Annotated in this window: 19 protein-coding genes; 3 read left to right on the plus strand and 16 right to left on the minus strand. The window is 71.9% G+C overall.

The window, feature by feature from the left end:
- The first annotated feature begins 8 nt into the window (after positions 1 to 8).
- Positions 9 to 1055, plus strand: coding sequence for a glycosyltransferase (locus tag FBY22_RS12475; RefSeq protein ID WP_142145055.1), 1047 nt, complete (start codon positions 9 to 11; stop codon positions 1053 to 1055).
- 17 nt (positions 1056 to 1072) lie between these two features.
- On the opposite strand, the gene FBY22_RS12480 is transcribed toward FBY22_RS12475, so the two are convergent.
- Entirely contained in the window at positions 1073 to 1744 is a 672-nt protein-coding gene (locus FBY22_RS12480) for a hypothetical protein (RefSeq protein WP_142145057.1), read from the minus strand.
- 68 nt (positions 1745 to 1812) lie between these two features.
- On the opposite strand from FBY22_RS12480, the gene FBY22_RS12485 reads away from it, so the two are divergent.
- The gene (locus FBY22_RS12485; RefSeq protein WP_142145059.1) at positions 1813 to 3837 is read left to right on the plus strand and encodes an O-antigen ligase family protein; all 2025 of its coding nucleotides are present in this window, start codon (positions 1813 to 1815) and stop codon (positions 3835 to 3837) included.
- Positions 3834 to 4733, plus strand: coding sequence for a glycosyltransferase family 2 protein (locus FBY22_RS12490; RefSeq protein WP_142145060.1), 900 nt, complete (start codon positions 3834 to 3836; stop codon positions 4731 to 4733). Before FBY22_RS12485 ends, FBY22_RS12490 begins: the two co-directional genes overlap by 4 nt.
- A 9-nt stretch (positions 4734 to 4742) precedes the next feature.
- Here FBY22_RS12490 and FBY22_RS12495 read toward each other — a convergent pair whose 3' ends face one another.
- The 15 genes from FBY22_RS12495 to FBY22_RS12565 all read right to left on the minus strand — a co-directional run bounded on the left by FBY22_RS12495 (position 4743) and on the right by FBY22_RS12565 (position 20985).
- Positions 4743 to 5096 (minus strand): VOC family protein, encoded by a 354-nt coding sequence (locus tag FBY22_RS12495; protein WP_142145062.1) that lies wholly within the window; start codon positions 5094 to 5096, stop codon positions 4743 to 4745.
- Positions 5097 to 5108: 12 nt separating this feature from the next.
- Complete coding sequence (locus FBY22_RS12500) at positions 5109 to 6092, minus strand: class I SAM-dependent methyltransferase (RefSeq protein WP_142145064.1); 984 nt, start codon at positions 6090 to 6092, stop codon at positions 5109 to 5111.
- Positions 6092 to 6763, minus strand: coding sequence for a class I SAM-dependent methyltransferase (locus FBY22_RS12505; protein WP_142145066.1), 672 nt, complete (start codon positions 6761 to 6763; stop codon positions 6092 to 6094). Before FBY22_RS12505 ends, FBY22_RS12500 begins: the two co-directional genes overlap by 1 nt.
- A gap of 65 nt (positions 6764 to 6828) precedes the next feature.
- The gene (locus tag FBY22_RS12510) at positions 6829 to 7617 is read right to left on the minus strand and encodes a glycosyltransferase family 2 protein (protein ID WP_260844811.1); all 789 of its coding nucleotides are present in this window, start codon (positions 7615 to 7617) and stop codon (positions 6829 to 6831) included.
- The gene (locus tag FBY22_RS12515) at positions 7614 to 8711 is read right to left on the minus strand and encodes a hypothetical protein (RefSeq protein WP_260844812.1); all 1098 of its coding nucleotides are present in this window, start codon (positions 8709 to 8711) and stop codon (positions 7614 to 7616) included. Before FBY22_RS12515 ends, FBY22_RS12510 begins: the two co-directional genes overlap by 4 nt.
- Before the next feature lie 10 nt (positions 8712 to 8721).
- On the minus strand, positions 8722 to 10275 hold the full coding sequence (locus tag FBY22_RS12520; RefSeq protein ID WP_142145070.1) for an oligosaccharide flippase family protein: 1554 nt from the start codon (positions 10273 to 10275) through the stop codon (positions 8722 to 8724).
- On the minus strand, positions 10238 to 11131 hold the full coding sequence (locus FBY22_RS12525) for a Wzz/FepE/Etk N-terminal domain-containing protein (RefSeq protein ID WP_142145072.1): 894 nt from the start codon (positions 11129 to 11131) through the stop codon (positions 10238 to 10240). Before FBY22_RS12525 ends, FBY22_RS12520 begins: the two co-directional genes overlap by 38 nt.
- A gap of 51 nt (positions 11132 to 11182) precedes the next feature.
- Positions 11183 to 12340, minus strand: coding sequence for a non-hydrolyzing UDP-N-acetylglucosamine 2-epimerase (gene wecB / locus FBY22_RS12530; RefSeq protein WP_142145074.1), 1158 nt, complete (start codon positions 12338 to 12340; stop codon positions 11183 to 11185).
- 3 nt (positions 12341 to 12343) lie between these two features.
- On the minus strand, positions 12344 to 13603 hold the full coding sequence (locus FBY22_RS12535; RefSeq protein WP_142145076.1) for a nucleotide sugar dehydrogenase: 1260 nt from the start codon (positions 13601 to 13603) through the stop codon (positions 12344 to 12346).
- Entirely contained in the window at positions 13603 to 14373 is a 771-nt protein-coding gene (locus tag FBY22_RS12540; protein ID WP_142145078.1) for a WecB/TagA/CpsF family glycosyltransferase, read from the minus strand. The genes FBY22_RS12535 and FBY22_RS12540 overlap by 1 nt, the downstream gene beginning before the upstream one ends.
- A complete protein-coding gene (locus FBY22_RS12545; RefSeq protein ID WP_142145080.1) occupies positions 14370 to 15539 on the minus strand; it encodes a hypothetical protein in 1170 nt (389 codons plus the stop codon). The genes FBY22_RS12540 and FBY22_RS12545 overlap by 4 nt, the downstream gene beginning before the upstream one ends.
- Positions 15540 to 15791: 252 nt before the next feature.
- Positions 15792 to 16391 carry an acyltransferase gene (locus tag FBY22_RS12550; RefSeq protein ID WP_142145082.1) on the minus strand — a complete coding sequence of 200 codons (600 nt, stop codon included), beginning with the start codon at positions 16389 to 16391 and terminating at the stop codon, positions 15792 to 15794.
- Complete coding sequence (rfbB, locus tag FBY22_RS12555; protein ID WP_142145084.1) at positions 16388 to 17425, minus strand: dTDP-glucose 4,6-dehydratase; 1038 nt, start codon at positions 17423 to 17425, stop codon at positions 16388 to 16390. Before rfbB ends, FBY22_RS12550 begins: the two co-directional genes overlap by 4 nt.
- Positions 17422 to 18489: a glucose-1-phosphate thymidylyltransferase gene (locus FBY22_RS12560; protein WP_142145086.1), complete on the minus strand. Its 1068-nt coding sequence runs from the start codon at positions 18487 to 18489 to the stop codon at positions 17422 to 17424. The genes rfbB and FBY22_RS12560 overlap by 4 nt, the downstream gene beginning before the upstream one ends.
- A 111-nt stretch (positions 18490 to 18600) precedes the next feature.
- On the minus strand, positions 18601 to 20985 hold the full coding sequence (locus FBY22_RS12565) for a SpoIIE family protein phosphatase (protein WP_142147572.1): 2385 nt from the start codon (positions 20983 to 20985) through the stop codon (positions 18601 to 18603).
- Between the last annotated feature and the right edge of the window lie 24 nt (positions 20986 to 21009).

Raw genomic sequence — 21009 nt, forward strand, 5'->3', positions numbered from 1 at the left:
CCCCACCGATGAGCAGCGTCAGTGTTGTGATCCCCTGCCACAAGTACGGGCACTTCCTCGCCGACTGCGTGAGCAGCGTCCTGGACGAGCAGGACGGCGTTGACGTCCGCGTACTCATCATCGACGACGCCTCGCCCGACGACTCGGCGGAGGTGGCGCAGAAACTCGCCGCCGCCGACCCGCGGATCGAGGTCCACGTCCACGAGACCAACAAGGGCCACATCGCCACCTACAACGAAGGCCTCCTGGAGTGGGCCGACGGCGACTACGTGGCCCTGCTGTCCGCCGACGACCGGCTCGTCCCGGGCGCCCTCGTCCGGGCCGCCCGGCTCCTGGACGCCCACCCCGAGGCCGGCTTCGCCTACGGCCGGCCCCTGCGCTTCCAGCACGGCGGACCGCTGCCCAAGGCCCGCACGCGCGCCACCGGTTCGGTCGTCTACCCCGGCCAGTGGTGGCTGGAGCGCCGCTTCCGCGAGGGCACCGGCTGCATCACCTCACCCGAGGTCGTCGTCCGCACCGGCCTGCAGCGCAAGGTCGGCGGCTACGACCCCGCCCTGCCGCACGCCGGTGACATCGAGATGTGGATGCGGCTCGCCGCCCACGCCGACGTCGGCTACGTCCGCGGCGCCGACCAGGCCTTCTACCGCGTCCACGGCAACAACATGTCCACCGTCGACTTCGGCGGCCAACTCGACGACCTGCGCCAGCGCCTGGTGGCCTTCGACTCGGTGCTCACCAAGTGCGCCGACCGGCTGCCGCACGCCGACCGCCTCGCCGACCAGGTCCACACCCGCCTCGCCCGCTACGCCCTGCGCCGCGCCTACCGCGCCTACGACCGGGGGCGCACCGCCGTCGTACCGGTCGACGAGTGCGTCGCGTTCGCCGAACAGTGCCTGCCCGGCTACCGGGAGCTGCCCGAGTACCGCGCCCTGCGGCTGCGCCGGCGCATCGGGCCCAAGGCCATGCCGTACCTCCAGCCGCTGGTGTGGTCGGCCGTGGCCGAGCGCGGGCGGGAGTGGCTGTGGTGGGAGTCCTGGAAGCGCCGCGGTATCTGATGCGCGATCAGTTCGGCTCAGCCCGCCACCACGACCCCGTCGGCGCGGCGGACCGCGCCCGGCGCTTCCTCCTCGCGCCGCCCGCGACGCAGCGCCAACCGGTCGAGCCACAGCGCGCCCAGCAGCCCGCCGGTCGCGCCCAGCAGCGCCGTGCCCGCCAGGGCGCGGGTCCTGTTGCCCTGCACCGGGGCGGCACTCGGGGCGACCAGCACGGACGCCGTGATCCGCGAGCCCGGCGCGACGCCCTCCGTCTCCTGCACGGCCGCCACATGCCGGGAGTACACCTCGATGACCCGCTGGACCGCCGTGTCGGCCTCGACGGGGTCACCGCGCCGTGCCTGCACCTGCACCGAGGGGATCAGATAGCGCGGCGTCGCGCTGGTGCCGCTGTTGCGGGGGATCAGCTGGTACGTCCCGTGCACACCGGTGGCCGCCAGCTCCCGGCGCCCGGCGGGCGACCCGAGCTGCTGGATGACGCCGTACGACAAAGTGGCGAGCGGCGGCTGGAGGTTGGTCAGCTGGTTCGGCTGGGACCCGGTCACGGGCGGTTTGAGCACGACCACCGCCGAACTCAGGTAGCGCGGCGCCGGGTGCAGCACCTTGTAGGCTCCGGCGGCCGTCAGCAGGAGCGCCAGCAGCAGCACGTACCAGCGGCGGAGCAGCGCTTCGGCGACGTCACGAGGCGACACGGGGATTCCTTCCGTCGGCACCGATCCTCGCAGGCGCACGGGCGGTTCGCCACCAAAAGGGAGATCTCATGAGCCTTGCCGACCTTTTGGCGATCATGCGCAGGCGCTGGTACTTCATGGTGCCCCTCACCCTGCTCAGCGTGCTCGCCGGCGGGTACCTGTACCGGACCATCCCGGTCTCCTACGAGTCGCAGAGTTCCGTCACGCTCCTCGACTCCACCGCCATCGCCGACCTCGCACCGACCTTCGGCAACCCCCTGTCGAACGCGGGCGGTTCGCTGGTCGTCACCGCCGACGTGCTCATCAGGACCCTCCAGTCGAGCGACTCGGCCAAGGAACTGCACTCCCGCGGCGTCACCGACCAGTACACGGTCGGTTTCGCGCCGCAGGCCGACAGCCCGCTGCTCACCCTGAGCGTCACCGGCACCGACCGGGCGAAGGTGCTGCGGGAGACCACCACGCTGACGAAGTTCACCGGGGAGCAGCTCAAGGCACTGCAGACCGCCTCCAAGGTGCCGGCCGTGTACGCGGTGCAGACCGCGCCGGTCGTCCTGCCGCAGACCCCCGTCTCGCAGTCCAAGGGCCGCTACCAGGGCATCGCGGCGGTCGTCATCGTCGGCATGGTCGCGGCGTTCCTGCTGTCCATCCTGGCCGAGGGCGTCGCGGTGGTCCGCCGCCGGGGCCGCGCCCTGGCCGGATACGTGCCCCGGCGCCACCGCGCCCGCCCGCCCGAGCGGCCCAAGGGCCTGCTGGTGCGCAGACTGGACGCCACGACGGTCCTCAGCGGCTATCTGGTGCTGGCCTTCTTCGTGCCGTCGAACCTCACCCTGCCCGCGCTGGGCGGGGTCGGCACCCCCGCCAACGTCTTCGCGCTGCTGGGACTCCTCTGGTACCTCGCGACCTGGCTGGGCGGCCGCATCCTCCCGGCCAAGGGCACCCGGCTGCCGCGCGTGGTGATGTGCCTGCTGGCCGCCGCCGTACTGCTGTCCTACCTCGCCAACGCCACCCGGGACAGCTCGCACGAGGAGGTCCTCGGCGCCGACCGCGGGCTCATCGGGCTCGGCGTGTGGGTGGCGCTGGTGGTGCTCTCCTCCGCCGGCATCCAGGAGCGCAGCCGGCTGGAGACCCTGATGCGCCGGCTCGTCGTCCTGGGCACCGTGGTCGCCCTGATCGGCTACTACGACTTCTTCGCCGCGACGAACATCGCCGACTCCATCCACATCCCCGGCCTGCACTCCAGCACCGCCGGGATCAGCGCCATGGACCGCGGCTCGTTCACCCGGCCGCGCTCCACCACCGCCCATCCGCTGGAGTTCGGCGGGATGCTGGCCATCCTGCTTCCCTTCGCCGTCCACCAGGCCTTCGACCCGGTGCGCCGGCACGCGGGCGCGATGCGCCGCTGGGCCCCCGTGGCGATCATGGCGGGCGCCCTTCCGCTCACGGTGTCCCGGACCTCCATCATCGGCGCCTTCATCGTGATCCTGGTGATGGTGCCCCGCTGGAGGCCGCAGCGCCGCTGGGCCGCGATCACACTGATCCTGGGTTCCGTGGCCGGCTTCAAGGTGATCATCCCGGGCCTGATCGGAACCATCACCAACCTGTTCGCCAGCTTCCTGTCCAACTCCGACAGCAGCACCCAGGCACGCACCGTGAAGTACAGCGCGATCGTGCCCTACCTGGAGGAACACCCCTGGTTCGGAAGGGGGTTCGGGACCTTCACCCCGGACCTGTACTTCTTCACCGACAACCAGTACATGCTGACCCTGGCCGAGACGGGCGCCCTGGGGATGGTCACGCTGCTCGCCCTGTTCGTCCTCGGCATCCACCAGGGCGGTGCCGTACGGCGCCTCGCCCGCACCGAGTCCGACCGGGAACTCGGACAGGCCTTCCTCGCCTCCGCCCTGGTCGCCCTGGTCATCAGCGCCACCTTCGACGCGCTCAGCTTCCCGATGTACGCGGGGATGTTCTTCCTGACCCTGGGCGCCGGCGGCAGCTACCTGGGCTTCATCCGCCGCGAGGCCGCCGCCGCGGCCGTACCCGCCCCTCGTACGACGTCCGAAGCCAAGCTCCCCCAACTCGCGGAGTCCCGATGAGCACCGTCGCCGTCATCGTCGTCACCTGGAACAGCGCCGAGGTGCTGCCCGGGTTCCTCGCCGCGCTGCCCGACGGCATGGCCGGCCTCGACCACCGGCTGGTCGTCGCCGACAACGACTCCGCCGACGACACCGTGGAGGTGCTGAGCACCCTGGCGCCGGAGGCCACGGTCGTCGAGACCGGCCGCAACGCCGGGTACGCGGCCGGCATCAACGCGGCGCTGGCCGCGGCGGGGAGGTTCGACGCCGTCCTGATCTGCAACCCCGACATCCGCATGCGGCAGGGCTGCGCCAAACGCCTCCTCGACAGCCTCGGCCCCGGCGTCGGCATCGCCGTACCCCTGCTCTACGAAGAAGGCCACGACACCCCGCACCGGTCACTGCGCCGGGAGTCGAGCGTGCTGCGGGCACTGGGCGAGGCCGTCATCGGCAACACCCGGGCCGGACGCTTCCCGGCCCTGAGCGAGCTGGTCACCGACCCCGCCGCCTACCGGCGGCCCACGCGCGCGGACTGGGCGACCGGCGCGCTGATGGCGATCTCGGGGGACTGTCTGGCCGCGTGCGGCCCGTGGGACGAGTCCTTCTTCCTCTACTCGGAGGAGACGGAGTTCTGTCTGCGGGCCCGGGACCTGGGGTACGCCACCCAGCTGGAGCCCACGGCCGAGGCCGTCCACCTGGGCGGCGACTCCCAGGTGTCACCCCGCCTGTGGACCCTTCTCACCCTCAACCGCGTCCGCCTCTACCGGCGTCGGCACGGCCCGCTCGCTACGGCGGCCTTCCGCGCGGCCGTCCTGCTCCGGGAGACCTCACGCGCCGCGCTCGGCCGCCCCGCCAGCCGCGCGGCCGCGGCCGCACTCGCCCGGCCGGGGTCGCTGAGCGTCCCGCCGGGCCCGTGACGGGCCCGATCAGACGGGCTGCCACAGCTCGATCCGGTTGCCCTCCGGATCGGTGACCCAGCCGAACCGGCCGACGTCCGGCAGGTCCTGTGTCTCGTCGTCCACGTCCGCTCCCTTGGCGCGCAGTTGGGCGAGCATCGCTTCCAGGTCGCGGACGCGGAAGTCGAGCATGGTCTGCTGAGTGGGGGAGCCGAAGTAGTCGGTGTCGGACTCGAACGCCGCGAACACCGTCGGCCCCGCCTCCTGCCGCCACAGGCCGATCTCGTCGGCGTCCAGGCCCAGGCAGTCGCGATACCAGGCGGTCAGGGCCGCCGGATCGGCGGCCCGCAGGAAGTAACCGCCGATTCCCAGCACTCGTTCCATGCCGCCATCCTGTCAGCCGGCGGTCCGCTGCCGGCACACCATGGCGATGAAGTCGTGTCCCACTTCCGGCAGCGCGGCGTCCTCGGCGGCGAAGCACCGCTCCAGCAGCTCCAGCGTCTCCGGCCGCCCGTCGCGGAAGTTGTGCGCGATGCCGGAGAACGCGATGTGCAGCACGGTGCCGCCGTAGGGGCGTTCCTCGACGACCTCGAAATGCCGTCGCAGACCCGGCAGCAGCGCCGCCGCGTCGACGGCCTCCGAGGGGTCGTCCAGCACCATCGACAGCCTGCTGGGCCGTACGACACGGTGCTTGATCCGGCCGTCGGCAAGGCGTCGGCGCTCCTCGGGCAGCCCGGCCAGCAGGGCGTTCGCCGCGTCGAGCTGGGCGTCGGTCCACTGGAAGCGGGTGGGGCCGACGAACTCGTCGACCACGAACGTGCCGTCCGGCTCGATCAGTTCGGCCAGGCGCGGCAGGGTCTCGTCGAGGTGGTCGAAGTGGTGCAGCGACTGCAGGCCCAGCAGGACGTCGAAGCGTTCCCCGTCGGCGGTCATCTGATTGACGTCGGTGACCCGGAAGCGCAGCACGTCGCCGAGCCCTTCCTCGGCGGCCGTCCGGGTGGCGAAGTCGATGCGCTCCGCGGCCACGTCCACGCCCTCCAGCAAGGAGAACGCGCCGGTCTTCGCCCACAGCAGCTCGTTGCCGCCGGTGCCGCAGCCCAGCGACAGGCCGCGCAGGTCGGTGCGCGGCGCGAAGTGCTTGGCGGCGACGTACTGGGGGAAGGGCGTCTCCGCGTCTCCCGTCATCAGCAGGTTCCACCGCTTGATGACCGCCGGTATCGCCCACCACTCGGTGAGCGAGGGGTCCACCTGGGACCAGTGCTGGACTACCCGCGCGCCGCCGCGCACCCGCAGCTTGGCCAGCACCGGGTCCAGGTCCAGTTTGCGCACCTTGCGCAGCAGCCGGTCCGCGTCATGTCTGTTGACCAGGTTGTTCAGCATCAGCGCTCCGTCCGTAGGGCGATGAGCGACTTCGGCGCGCCGAGCACGCGTTCGCTGAGCAGCTCCGACCGGGGGAAGAGGTAGCGCATCTCGGTGCGGGTCAGCAGCTCGATGTTGATCACGGCGTTCATCGCCGACTCCGGGCTGTCGGGGCGGCTGTGCACCAGCGGCCAGTGCCGCACCAGCCGGGCGCGGGCGGCCAGGGGCAGGAACTGGAAGCCGGGCGCGACGAAGTGCGGCTCGACGGGGAAGTAGCGGTACGGCGTCTGGATCCAGTGCAGCGGCGCCAGTCGCTCGACGGCCGCGACGAACCTCTGGCGCTGGCTGTGGCCGCCCACGTGCTCGATGGTGGAGTTGGAGAACACCATGTCGTAGCCGCCGGCGTCGCTCAGTTGCGCGGCCACGGCCGGGTCGGTGACGTCGGCGTTCTCCGCGGTGATCCAGTCGGGCAGCTCGGCCGGATGGGCCTCCAGGTTGATCAGGTGGACGTGTTTGGCGCGCACCGGCGCGCGCAGCCACATCTCGGCCGTTCCGCCCAGGTCGACGACGCTCATGTTCTCGATGCCGGGGAAGCAGCGCCCGAAGCGTTCCCAGCGGGCGATGCGCAGGCGTTCGCCCAGGGAGCCCGGTGCGTCGACGAACTTGTTTCTCAGTGCGCGGGATCGGGGCATCGGATCAACCACCTGACGTCGGAGCGGAAGAGGAGCGCGGAAGAGGAGCGCAGGGGCACGGGCCGTCACCAGTCCGTGTAGAAGCTGGCCGGGTTCACCAGGTACCGGACGGTGGGGTGCGGCACGTGCCGCACCCGGTGCCCGCGGCCGTACCGGCGGATCAGCTCCCAGTCCTCCCGGGGCAGCACCTCCGGTGTGCGGCGCAGCCGGCTGAAGCGCAGGGAGCGGTCGCGGCGGGCGACGAAGGCGTTGGTGTCCAGGAAGGCCTCGCGGGCCGCCCGGCGCCGGTCGAAGGGCACCGACAGGACGTCCTTCTCGCTGCCGTCGGGCAGGACGCGGCGCAGCGCCGTGTAGACGCCGTCGGGGCCGCCGGGAGCCTCCAGGGCCGCCAACGCCCGTTCCAGGTGGTCGGGTTCCCACAGGTTGTCGTCGTCGAGGAACGCCACGTAGCGCGAGCGGGTGAGGCGGATGCCGACGTTGCGCACGACGCCCGCGACGCCGGTGTTGTGCGTCAGCGAGACGGCGAACAGCCGGGGGTCGGCGGGGAGTTCGGGCAGCCCCGCGCCGTCGTCGACCACGATGACGACCTGGTCGCGCACCGTCTGGTCCAGGGCCGAGCGCACCGCGGCGCGCAACGCCTCCGGGCGCCGGTGGGTGGCGATCACGGTGGCGACGAGCGCCGAGGGCGGCGTCGGCAGTTCGGCGGACAGCCGCCGCGTCTCGGTGTCCTCGACGCGGCGCAGCCGCAGCGCGGAGGGCGCGAGCAGGACCTTGTTGCGGGCCTCGAAGAGCACCAGCCAGCCGAACAGCGCCTTGAGTACGGTCCAGGGTGCTCGTGCGACGCGCCGCATCATGAGGCGGGCTCGGGGGCGATCGGGCGGCCGTCGGACATGCGGTTGCCGCGCCAGACGTTTCCGGCGCCGTCGTGGTTCCAGTGGGCGACCACGCCGTAGCCGCCGGCGGCGGGGTGGTACTGCGTCGAGAACACGTTGTTCGTGACCCTGATCCCGGTGGCGCCCGTGTCCCCGCCGTACAGGGCGTAGGCCCCGCCGGCGATCCAGTTGTGGTCGACGGTGACGTTGCGGACCACGCCGGTGTCGGCGAACAGGCCGATGCTGCCCGATGCCCCCTGTTTCAGACTGGTCGGGTTCAGCAGGGTGTTGTGGCGGATGACCAGGTGCCCGGTGTTGCCGCCGCCGCTGATGATCGCGTTCGTGTGCTGCCACTCGCCGCCCTGGTTGACGAACGGCTCGATGTCGTGGACGTAGTTGTCGTGGATGTTTCCCTGACCCATCGACAGGGCGTCACCGAACACCGAGACGTCGCACCAGCCCACCTCGATGGAGCTGCCGCCCATGTTCGACACCGCGTAGTCCACCCCGCCGTTGTCCGGCCCCTTGCCGGGCACCGCCGTGATCGTGGAGTGCAGCACGCGCAGACCGCGGTAGCCCGGACGCAGGTTGACGCCCCACCAGCTGTCCGAGGTGATCTTCGTGTCGATGATCGTGACGTCGTTGGCGTAGATGTCGAGCGAGCCGGTGATGTCCCAGCCCCGGATGGTGAGCCCGTTGGTACGGATGGCCTTGTAGCCGGTCTTGTGGGGGGTGAGGGCGATACGGGGGCCGGTGGTGCGGGCGCCGGGGAAGCCGCAGGCGCCGGGCGAGGAGCACGCCGCCTTCGCCGCGGGGGAGCCGGACGTGCCGCTCGCCGAGGGCGTGCCCGACGGGGACGGTGAGGCGGCGGTGCTCGTCGGCGTCGCGGCGGGGGCCGGGCTCGTCGGACTGCCACTCGGCGCCGCCGAGGACCCGCTCGCCGGGCAGGTCAGCGCGTCGTCCGGGCAGTCCGGCAGCGCGGAGTCGTGCGATCCCGAGCAGGCGGCGCCCACGACCGCCAGCAGGGACGCCAGCAGCAGCCAGACGAGCGAACTCCGGCGGATGCGCGGTGACATGCGGTTCACCTCATGTCCTGTCGGGGAGGGCGGACGGTGCCGTCGACCGGTGCCGTCCGCGGTGGGGCCGGTCCACGCCGCGCAGGAAGTCGCGGCTGGGCAGGACGCACAGCGTGTAGCCGGCCAGGGCGATGGTGCCGATGGCGAGGAGCGCGAGCCGTCCGTCGCCCAGCATGCGCTCCAGACCGAGGATGATCAAAGCCATCACGGCCCCGCCGAGGAAGGGCCAGGCGCACGCCCGGGCGATGCGTCCGAGGCCGATGCCGCCCCGGCGCAGAGCGATCAGGAAGACGGGCACCACCAGGCCGCCGGCCACCAGGACATGGCCCTGGGAGACGCCGACGATGCCGTTGAGGTGGGCGGCGGCGAGGAGCACCGGGACGAGGGAGACCAGCCACAGACCCTGCACCAGGAAGAGCGAGCGGCGCTGTCCGACCGCCACCAGGCAGTCGTAGGCGAGTTCGCCGCCGATGCGGATCAGGCCGAGGACCATCAGCCAGGGCAGGGCCGCGGCGGCGGGGGCCCACCGGTCGCCGTAGATTGTCCGGATGAGCGGCTCCGCGAGTCCCGCCAGCAGGACGCACAGCGGGACCGTGCCGGTGATCAGCACGCCCAGGGCGCGGCTGAATCCCTGGGCGAGTGCCTGCGGCGAGTCGGCCAGCCGGGAGAACCCGGCGAAGGACACCCGGCGGGCGGCCTCGGAGATGATCCGTACGGGCCAGCCGGAGATGTTGAAGGCGAGGACGTAGAAGCCGAGGGAGACGCTGCCCAGCGTCGCGCCCACCACCATGGTGTCGACGTTGACCACCGCGAGGGCCAGCATGCTCGCCCCGGCCAGCGGAAGCCCGAACCGCAGCAGCGCCCGGGCCTGTTCGCCGTTCCAGCCGAATTTCAGGGTGCCCGGCGCCGCCAGCGCGCAGCCGATCAGCGTCACGACGTTCCCCACGACGGCCCCCACGGCGAAGCTCATCGCGCCCCAGCCCTCGAAGGCCAGCAGCAGGGTCACCGCCGTGCCGAGCACGAAGTTGAGCCCGTCGATGATCATTCGCCTGCCCTGGGCGAACTCGCGGGTCAGGAAGCCGCCGGGGACCTGCGCCACCCCGTCGATCAGCACGCACAGGCACATCACCCGCAGCACGCCCGCGGCGTGCGGCGAGCCGAGCAGTCCGGCCACCGTCGGGGCCGCCGCGAACAGTGCCACGTACAGCAGGCCGCTGGAGAGGGTGCTGAGGGTCAGCACGGTCGGCGCGAACCGCCGCGCGTCGCCCTCCCAGCGCACGATGGCCAGGCCCACGCCCAGTTCGTTCGCGGACAGCAGGACCAGCAGCACCGTCTGGGCGATGCCGTACACGCCCCATTCCGCGGGGCCGAGGGCGAAGCGCGCCAGGACGATGCCGGTGGCGAAGTTGCCCAGGCGCAGGACGACGGTGTTGATCAGGCTCCAGCGGGCCGCGGAGCGGACCTTGCGGCCGAGGGAGGCGGTGGCGGGAGGTGCGGGAGCGGGAGCAGCGGGTACGTCGCCCGTCTCACCGGTCGCGCTGTCCGGTGCGCGGGCGATGTCCATGGGTCGACTCCTCGTCGAGCGGCTCGGCGGCGGACGCCACGGCCATGGCGGGCCGGGGCGCGTCGGTCTCGGCGGAGGCCCGGCCGTCCCCGGCGGACCGTGACCAGCTCGGCGGGCGCCGGATGGCGAGCGTCTCCTCCACGGCCCCCTCCCGCACGAACGGCTCCTCCGCGACCGGTTCCTCGGCGGCGGGAGAGGCGGCGGCGGTCGCCCCCGGCTGCCGCGGCCCCTCGGGCGGGGCCTGCGGCTCGGGCGCGCGCGGCCTCTTGCGGGCCTCCATGTAGAAGGCGGCGACCAGGGTGACCACCAGGCCCACGGCACCCGCCATGATCAGGTACTCCAGCCGGGTCTTGGTCTGGGCCACCGGGTTCTGCGGGGAGACGATGGTCGTCATGCGGATCATGGCCTTCGGCGCGACCGACTGCTGCTTCTGGAACTGGTCCAGCCGTTCCTCGGCGTAAGCGGTCAGGATCTTGTCCGAGGACAGGACGGCCGCCTTGTCGGTGCCGGTGACGGTGAGCCACAGCAGCGGCCCCTGCGCGTTGTCGGCGAGCTTCGCCTCGAACGTGCCCGTGGCGCCACGGGCCTTGAGGTCCCGCAGCGAGTCGTCGGAGTTGAGGTTGCGGGCCAGGCTGTCGGCCATGCCGGTGAGCGAGGTCTGCGTGCTGAGGAAGGGGTTGCCGTCGTAGGCGACGGTGGCCTTCTGGGAGTTGAGCAGGACCACCGTGCTCTGCGACTGGTAGCTGACCGGCACCAGCACGACGACACCGACGATCAGGGCGGCGGTCAGCAGCAGTCCGGGCAGCAGGACGTACCAGCGCCTGCGCAGCACCCGGAAGATCTCAGCGAGATCCATGACGGTCCCCCCTAGCGGCCAAACGTTCGACGAGCATAAGTTGCAAGCGGATCATATGGGGAGCGTTCGATCCTCGGGTCTGGGCCGGTCGGCGGATTTCGGCCGGGGGAGGTCGGTGGGCCGCGGCCGGGTGCTCGCGGTGCCTCCGTCCAGCAGTACGTCGGCGATGCGGTCGCTGGCGCGGCCGTCCCACAACTCGGGCCGGCGGGGGGCGGGCGGATCGTCCAGCACCCGGTTGACCGTGGCCACGATCCGCGCCGGATCCCGGCCGGCCAGCACATTGGTGCCCTGCTCCACGGTGATGGGGCGCTCGGTGTTGTCCCGCAGCGTCACGCACGGCACGCCCAGTGCGGTGGTCTCCTCCTGCACACCGCCGGAGTCGGTGAGCACGACCCGGGCGGCGTCCTGCAGCGCGATGAAGTCCAGGTAGCCGGCGGGCGGTACGAGCCGGATGCCGCCGGGGACACCGATCTCGGCGAGCCGCCCGGCCGCGCGCGGATGCACGGGCAGCAGCAGCGGGCAGCGCCCGGCGATCTCGCCGAGTGCCTTCAACAGTCCGGTGAGTACGGCGGGATCGTCCACGTTGGCCGGTCGGTGCAGCGTGACGAGCCCGAACTCGCCCCGGGTAAGCCCGTGTCGGGCGAGCACGCCGGAGGCGCGTGCCCGCTCCAGGTTGGCCAGCAGCGTGTCGATCATGACGTTGCCGACCAGATGGATCTGGTCCTCCCGGTACCCCTCCGCGCGCAGGTTCTCCACGGCGTCGGGGGAGGGGGCCAGCAGGTGGTCCGCGACGCGGTCGGTGGCGACCCGGTTGACCTCCTCGGGCATGCTCCAGTCCCGGCTGCGCAGACCGGCTTCGACGTGGGCCAGCAGCGGGCCGGCCTTGGCGGTGACCAGCGCGCAGGCCAGCGTGGAGTTGATGTCGCCGACCACGACCACGATGTCCGGGCACACCTCCTCCAGCAGCGGCTCGAACGCCGTCATCACCCGGCCGGTCTGCTCGGCGTGGGTGCCGGAGCCGACCCCCAGGAAGCGGTCGGGCGGGCGGATGCCGAGGTCGGCGAAGAACACGTCGTTCATGGCCGGGTCGTAGTGCTGGCCGGTGTGGACGAGGAGGACCTCGGCGCCCCGGCGTTCCAGGGCGTCCATCACCGGTTTGATCTTCATGTAGTTGGGGCGCGCTCCGGCGACGCACACGATGCGCGGCATGGTTCAGAGCACCTCGATCGTGGGTCCGGAGGGCAGCCGCCGACGGCAGTCGAGGACGAACTGGGCGTGCTCGGCGACGAGTTCGTAGTCGAAGCCGTCGTGGTCGGTGAGCAGCACCACCACGTCGGCCTCCGCCAGTTCCTCGCGGGTCGGCTCGACCCGCACCAGCCGGGTGTCGGCCGGCAGGCCCTCGACGACGTGCGGGTCCGCCGCCCTGACCTGGGCCCCCATGTCGAGCAGCAGTTGGGAGATGCGCAGGGCGGGCGACTCGCGGGCGTCGCCGGTGTTCTTCTTGTACGCGAGGCCCAGCAGCAGGATGCGCGAGCCGTTCACCGAACGCCGTCGGGCGTTGAAGTGGTCGGTGATCCGCCGGGTCACGTACTCGGGCATGTGGTTGTTGATGTCGTTGGCGAGCTCCACGAACCGGAAGCTCTGGCCGAGTTCGCGCTGCACCCGCCAGGACAGGTAGGAGGGGTCGATGGGCAGGCAGTGGCCGCCCACCCCCGGTCCGGGCGTGAACTTCATGAACCCGAAGGGCTTGGTGGAGGCAGCGTCGATGGACTGCCAGACGTCGATGTCCAGGTGGTGGGCGAACATCGCGATCTCGTTGACCAGTGCGATGTTCACGTGCCGGAAGGTGTTCTCCAGCAGCTTGGCGAGTTCGGCCTCCTTGGGCGAGCGCACCGGCACGGTGGTGTCGACGAGTTGGCCGTAGAAGTCCCGAACCGCCTTCAGGGAGGCCTCGTTGACCCCGGAGACGACCTTCGGTGTCTCCTTGAACCCCCACACGGCGTTGCCCGGGTCGATCCGCTCCGGGCTGTAGCCGAGGTGGAAGTCGCTGCCCGCGGCCAGCCCCGAGCCCTCCTCCAGGATCGGGGCGAACAGCTCCTGGGTGGTGCCGGGGTAGGTCGTCGACTCCAGGACGACCGTCGCCCCGGGGCGCAGATAGCGGGCGAGGGTGATCGCCGACTCCCTGATGTAGCGCAGGTCGGGGGTGCCCTCGTGCAGCGGTGTCGGCACGGTCACCACGGCGACGTCGAAGCCGCCGCAGTCGCGGGCCGACTCGCTCGGTCTGTAGCTGCCGTCGTCCAGTGCCGCGCGGATTCTCTCCGAGGAGACGTCCTCGACGAAGGACTCGCCCGCGGCGAGGCTCTTGATCCGGCGGGCGTCGACGTCGTAGCCGATCACCTCGTGTCCGACCTCGGCGGCCCGGATGGCCAGTGGCAGGCCGACGTATCCCTGTCCAACCACGACGACGCGCATCAGTGACTCCTGTTCGCGGGAGCGGTCGACGGGGTGAGCCGGATCAGCTCGCGTGCCGTCATGAGGAGGAAGGAGACATTGGTGGTGAGGTAGCGCCGGCCCAGGCGGCGCGGTTCCTGCAGCACGCGGTAGAGCCATTCCAGCCCCCACCGCTGCCAGGTCGCGGGGGCCCGCTTGGTGACCCCGGCGAGGATGTCGAAGGAGCCGCCGACGCCGTGCACCACGCGGGCGCCGGTGCGGGCGCCGTGGGCGGCGGTGAAGATCTCCTTCTTGGGGGAGGTCATGCCGAGGAAGAGCATCTGGGCGCCACTGCGGGCGATGCCGTCGGCGATCGTCTCCTGCTCGGAGTCGTCGAAGTAGCCGTTGCGGCTGCCGGCCACCTTCAGGCCGGGGAAGCGGTCGGCCACCCGCAGCAGCATCCGGTCCAGCACGTCCTGCCGTGCGCCCAGGAAGTACACGGAGATGCCCGCGGCCTCCGCCTCGCCCAGCAGCCGCAGGAACAGGTCGATCCCGGCGACCCGTTCGGGCAGCGGGGCGCGCAGCACCCGTCCGGCCCACACGACGGCCTGCCCGTCGGCGAGGACCAGGTCGCAGCCGGACACGGCCTCCGCGAGCTGCGGGTCGCGGCGCATGTTCACCAGCTTCGCGGCGTTGACCACGCCGATCTCCAGCTGTCTGCCGTCGCGTACCGCCTCCAGGCAGTGCGCCACGGTCTCGTCCATGGTCAGCGGGTCCAGCTCGACCCCGAACAGCGTGCGGCGCCCGGTCATATCCGGCCCGCCTGCCAGGCGTGGAGCATCCAGCCGAACTCGTAGGGCCGGCACTCGCGGTCCACGGCCAGGGGACGGTAGACCCGGTCCAGTGACGTCAGCCGCAGAGCCGGAACGAGCCGGGTGGACAGGCCTCGGGCGGCCCGCACGGCCTTCTTCGGATCGCCTCGGTACACCTTGCGCCAGGTGGCCCCGAGGTCGTCCAGGATCATCGGCTCCCGGTGCTGGGAGCCGGTCAGTTCGGGTACGTCCGTCATCCAGCGCAGGCCCTTGCGGATCGCCGCGCCGAAGTCGGTGCCGCCGGCGTCGGCCAGGTCGAACAGGGCGGTCGGCGCCATCGCGTGCTGGTGGACGCTGTAGACGGGGTAGCCCTCGATCACCGCGCCGGTGCGGGCGTCGTAGTGCCACCACCACTGCCCGCCGTCGCCCTGCAGTTCGCAGATGCGCGCCGCGCACGCCTCCGCGGCGGCCAGTGCCTCGGGATCGCCGTCCCCGTCACCGCTGGCGTGCGCGCGGGCCAGGGCCTGCAGCGGGTACGTCTGGTCGGCGAAGCAGGCGACGTGCGCCCGGTACCAGGGCACCAGGCCGGGCGCGGTGGCGTGCGGGAACAGCGGGCCGGCACCGATCCGGGAGCGGAGCAGACGGTCCCGAGCTGCGGTGAAACGTCTCTCCACATCGACCGTGTCGCGGGCCGCCGCGAGCGCGGACAGTACCCAGGCCGCCTCCACGGTGTACTGCGGGCGCCCCTCCACATCCAGCTCCTCGACGCGCGCGAGGGCGTCGGAGAGTTTGGGGTGCCCGGTCTCGGCGGCGGCCCAGGCGATGAGCGCCGCGTCACCGAGGTTGGTCACCGCGGGCAGCGACTCGATGAGCAGACCCGCGAACTCCTCGGCGGTGCGTCCGCCGAGCACCGCGCGCTGGCGGTCCTCCGGCAGGAACCGGGCCCCGAGCACGGTGATGGCCGCGTAGCGGGTGCTGGTACCGCGCCGCTCCAGGGTCCAGGAGCCGTCGGGGGCCTTGAGCCCGGCCATGGTGAAGACGAAGGCCTCCCCGCCGGGAAGCAGCATCGAGGGAAGCCCCGACTCGGCCACGGCGAGCAGGCGTTGGGCGAGCGCGAGCAGCGGCGGGTCCTCGTCACCGAGTGCCGCGAGACGTGAACTGGTCATCGGTTGGACACACCAACCCCCCTGTTTTGGCGCAGACTTGAGAGCGTCGCGGCGCGCACGGCCGGACGGTGCGAGACAAGACGGACGTCAGGCGACGGAGCGGATTCCGCTCCTCGCTTCAGACACAGGTGTCCTCACCCGGTAACCCCCCCTGGGCACTGGTTCGTGTGCTCATTGTGCTGTGTCTGCACAGTTCGCACACATGTTATGCCGGTGAATGTTCGAAGATTTGCGATTTGGCGGAAAGACGCGTCATGCGCGCTCGACGAGTCCGCCGTCCTTCTCGTCGTGCAACGCGCCCGTCTCCGGGCACTCCCACACGCCCGGCTCGCCCTCCCGCTCGACCAGACGTACACCGGCCCGCCCCACCCAGCCGATGCGGCGCGCCGGAACACCGGCCACCAGCGCGAAGTCCGGCACGTCCCGGGTCACCACCGCGCCCGCCGCGACCAGCGCCCACCGCCCCACGCGCACCGGCGCCACGCACACCGAACGCGCGCCCAGCGACGCCCCCTCGTCCACCGTCACGGCCACGGCCTCCCAGTCGTCCCCGCGCTTGAGCTTCCCGCCCGGGTCCACCGACCGGGGGAAGTAGTCATTGGTGAGGACGGCGGCGGGGCCCACGAAGACCCCGTCGGCGAGCACCGCGGGTTCGTAGACCAGCGCGTAGTTCTGGAGTTTGACGTTGTCACCGATGCGCACGCCGGGACCGACGTAGGCCCCCCGGCCCACGATGCACCCGCTGCCCAGCCGGGCGTCCTCCCGGATCTGGGCCAGGTCCCAGACCGTCGTGCCGTCACCGATCGTGGCCTTCTCGTCGACCTGGGCGGTCGGCTGCTTCCTGAAGCTCACCGGGCTGGACCTCTCTCGTCGTCGAACACGGCCGCGGACGCCGGCTCCGGTGCCGCACGGTTCTTCAGCGGCTCCCACCAGGCACGGTTGTCGCGGTACCAGGTGACCGTCTCCGCCAGTCCGGCGGCGAAGTCCTTACGGGGCTCGTAGCCCAGCTCGGTACGGATCTTGCGGCAGTCCACCGAGTAGCGGCGGTCGTGGCCCCTGCGGTCGGCGACGTACTCGACGCTGTCGTCCCAGCCCGCCCCGCAGGCCTCCAGCAGGAGTGCGGTCAGCTCCCTGTTGGACAACTCCGTGCCCCCGCCGATGTTGTAGACCTCCCCGGGACGTCCGCCGGTGCGCACCAGCTCGATGCCCTGGACGTGGTCGTCGATGTGCAGCCAGTCCCGGACGTTGCCGCCGTCACCGTAGAGCGGGACCCTGCGGCCGTCCAGCAGGTTGGTGACGAACAGCGGGACGATCTTCTCGGGGTACTGGTGGTGACCGTAGTTGTTGGAGCAGCGGGTCACCCGTACGTCGAGGCCGTGGGTGCGGTGGTGGGCGAGGGCGATCAGGTCGGAGGAGGCCTTGGACGCGGCATAGGGGGAGTTGGGGCGCAGCGGGTCCGTCTCCGGCCAGGAGCCGACGTCGATGGAGCCGTACACCTCGTCGGTGGAGACGTGCACGAAGGCGGGGGGCCTGCGCTGTCGCAGGGCCGCGTCCAGCAGGGTCTGGGTGCCCAGCACGTTGGTCCGGACGAACTCGCCGGCGCCCAGGATGGAGCGGTCGACGTGCGACTCGGCGGCGAAGTGGACGACCTCGTCGTGTTCGGCGAGGAGTTCGCACACGAGTCCGGCGTCGCAGACGTCGCCCTTGACGAAGGCGAACCGCGGGTCGTCGCGCACCTCGTCGAGGTTGGCCGGGTTGCCCGCGTAGGTGAGCGCGTCCAGCACCGTGACCGCCACGTCGCCCGGTCCGGTGGGGCCGAGCAGCGTGCGGACGTAGTGCGAGCCGATGAAACCGGCGCCGCCGGTCACCAGGATCCTGGTCGTCATGAGGAGATCTGCACCTTGCTGTGGTCGCCGAGGACGAGACGGTGGGCGGCGGGCTTGCGGGGCGCGGGAGTGACCTCGACGTCACGGCCGATGAGGGAGGCCTCCACCCTTCGGACGCCGCGCATCGAGGAGCCGCGCAGCACGATCGAGTACTCGATCTCGCTGTCCTCGATCCGGCAGTCGTCGGCGATCGATGTGAAGGGGCCCACGTAGGAGTCGGCGATCACGGTGTTCGCGCCGATGACCACCGGGCCCACGATCCGGCTGCCGGTCACCTGCGCCCCGGCCTCGATGCGCACCCGGCCGATGAGTTCGCTGCCGTCGTCGGCCGTGCCGTCGATCCGGCGCTCCAGGGTCTCCAGCACCGAGCGGTTGACCTCCAGCATGTCGGTGACGTTCCCGGTGTCCTTCCAGTACCCGGAGATCGTCGTGGAGCGCACGTCGCGCCCGGCGTCGATCATCCACTGGAGGGCGTCGGTGATCTCCAACTCGCCACGCCCGGAGGGCTTGATCGCCCGCACGGCCTCGTGGACGGCCGGGGTGAACAGGTAGACGCCCACCAGCGCCAGGTCGCTCTTCGGCTGCCGTGGCTTCTCCTCCAGGCCCACCACCCGTCCGGAGGCGTCGAGTTGGGCCACCCCGAACGCGGTCGGGTTCGCCACCCGAGTCAACAGGATCCGCGCGTCCGGCCGTTCGGCGCGGAAGGCGTCCACCAGGGCCGTGATGCCGCCGACGACGAAGTTGTCGCCGAGGTACATCACGAAGTCGTCCTCGCCCAGGAACTCCCGGGCGATCAGCACCGCGTGGGCCAGCCCCAGCGGCGCGGACTGCGCGATGTAGGTGACGTCGAGGCCGAACGCGCTCCCGTCGCCGACCGCCTCCCGGATCTCCTCGGCCGTCTCCCCGACGACGATCCCGACCTCGGTGATGCCTGCCTGTGCGATCGCCTCCAGTCCGTAGAACAGCACCGGCTTGTTCGCGACCGGTACGAGCTGTTTCGCCGACGTGTGGGTGATGGGGCGCAAGCGGGTGCCCGAGCCACCTGACAGCAGGAGTGCCTTCACGAGATCACCATACTTACGCCACACTTGTAGAGGAAAGGATTCCGCACAGGTGTGGCGGGTGCCGGCGGTCCGGCTCGCGCGCCGGTCCGGTCGGTGACGGCCGTTCGCGGGTCAGGCCACGCGGACGCCGATGATGCAGGTGTCGTCGTCCGTGTCGGACCTGCTGTGGGTGAGCAGCCGGTCCAGCTGCTGGTCCAGCGAGGGCGGAACCGCGCGCGCCGCCGTCAGCAACTGCGCGAGGGACTCCTCCACGGACCGGTCACGCCGCTCGATCAGTCCGTCGGTGTACATCAACAGCGTGTCGTCGACGGCGAGTTGTACCTCGTGCTCCTCGTAACCGGCCTCCGGTACGGCGCCCAGCAGCAGCCCCTTGACCAGCGGCAGTGCCGTCGCCTCCGTGCCGCGCACCAGAACCGGCGGCAGATGGCCGGCGCGGGCCCAGCGCAGGGTGCGCTGCTTGGGGTCGTACAGGGCGCAGACGGCGGTGGCCGTGACGGCGCCGGTCAGATGGTGGGCCACCATGTTCAGCCAGGCCAGTACCTGGCCCGGCCCGGCGCCGGTGACGGCGAGCCCGCGCATCGCGTTGCGCAGCACGACCATGCTGGTGGCCGCCTCTATGCCGTGCCCCGCGACGTCGCCCACGCACAGCAGCACCAGCCCGGACGGCAGCACGACCGCGTCGTACCAGTCGCCGCCGACCAGGTGCTGGGTCTCCGCGGGCCGGTAGCGCACCGCCACCCGCAGCCCCGGCGCCTCCAGTGGAGCCTGCGCCGGCGGCATGATGGCGTGCTGCAGCTGCAGTGCGAGCCGGTTGCGCTCGCTGGCCTGCTGCTCGGTGTGCGCGAGCTGGTCCCGGGTGGCGGCCAGTGCGACCTCGGTCCAGTGGTGCGCGGAGATGTCCTGGTACGCGCCGCGCACGACGTACAACTGGCCGTCGGAGTCGAGGACCGGCTCCGCGACCACCCGGATGTGGCGGGTGACCCCGTCGGGGCGCTGCAGCCGGAAGGCGGCGGACGCGGGCCTGCGGTGGTGCAGCAGGGCCCGCAGGAACCGGCCGATGGCCACGGCGTCGTCGGGGTGCGCGTGCGCGGGCAGCTCCTCCAGCGGCACCGGAGAGCTGGAGGCCGACCTGCCATAGAGGTGGTACAGCTGGCCGTTCCAGGTGATCTCGCCAGTGAGCAGGTTCTCCTCGAAACCACCGATGCGGCCCAGGCGTTGGGCGTGCTGGAGCAGGTTGGCCAGCCTGGCCGTCTCGTCCTCGATGCGCCAGATCAGCAGGACGCTGCCGCCGTGCCGGCTGATGTTGATGTCGGCGACCGCCGTCAGGTGCACGTCGTCCACCAGCGCGGTCAGCCGCATGCGGTGGGCGCGGTAGGGCTCACCGGTGGCGTAGACCCGCTCGATCCGCTCGAACAGTTCGCTCTGCCCCGCGGCCAGGGGATAGGTCTCCAGCAGCAGTGCGCCGTTGATGACGCCGCGCGGCCGGCCGGCGGGGTCCAGGAAGCGGCCGTTGACGTGCTGGATGAGGAAGTCGACCAGCCGTCCCTCGGCGTTCAGGTGCGGCGTCAGCACCAGCGCCGGGTCGTGCAGTCCGTCGGCGAGGTCCATCAGTTCGGCGACGTCCGGCAGGACGCGCGGGCCTGTGCCCTCCGCCGGGTCCTGTGGCGCCGAGGTCTCCAGCGTGTGCGCGCACAGCTCCGCGAGTGCCTCGATCTGCCGGACGATCGGCGGCGACAGCGGGTCCAGCGGTGCCGGCCAGGCGATCTCCAGCACCCCGTGGATCCGCCCGCCGGTCCCGGCCGGTACGGCCACCCGGCCGCCCTCGGGGCGGTGGTGCTGGCCGATGGAGGGCAGCCCGGTCTCGGCCAGGCTGTGGATCCACTGGCCCCCGTCCTCGGTGAGCCCCCGGCGCGCCACCGTCGTCACGCCCGGCGGCACGTGCCGCCACCGCCCGGCCTCGGCGGTGGAGAACCCGGCACTGCCCGCGAGGCTCAGCGAGCCGTCGGCCCCCAGCCCCCAGATGGCCACCGCCTCCGCGCCGAGCGGGGTCAGGGCGTGCTCCAGCAGGGAGTCGGCGACGGCCTGGGTGTCGTCCGCGGCCAGCGCCCCGCTCTCCGCGGTCCGCAGCCGTACGGCGGAGGAGGTGCCGTCGGGCGCCGCGGCCGCGTCGGACCGGGCCGCGGTGGCGGCGAGGAAGGCGCTGGTGACCTCCGAGACCCGGTCGCGCGAGGCCTGGTTGATGACCTCGACGGCGAACTCCAGCGGGGTCACGCCCGCCTGCGCGGTCAGTTCGGCGAGCTGCCGCGCCGCCTGCGCCGGACCACAGCCCAGCCGCTCGACCAGGATGCCCTTGGCCAGTTCGATCAGGGCGCGCCCGTCCGCCTCGGCCTGCGCCGCCCGCACCTCGCGGCGCAGCCGGTCCACGGTCGCCGCGAGCCGCCCCACGGGGGACGTCTGCTCGGGACCGTCGGTGCCGGCGCTCTCCGCCACGGACATGCCGAGGTCGTCGGGCGACTCGGC

This window comes from Streptomyces sp. SLBN-31 (assembly GCF_006715395.1).
In the GTDB taxonomy this organism is placed as follows: Bacteria; Actinomycetota; Actinomycetes; order Streptomycetales; family Streptomycetaceae; genus Streptomyces.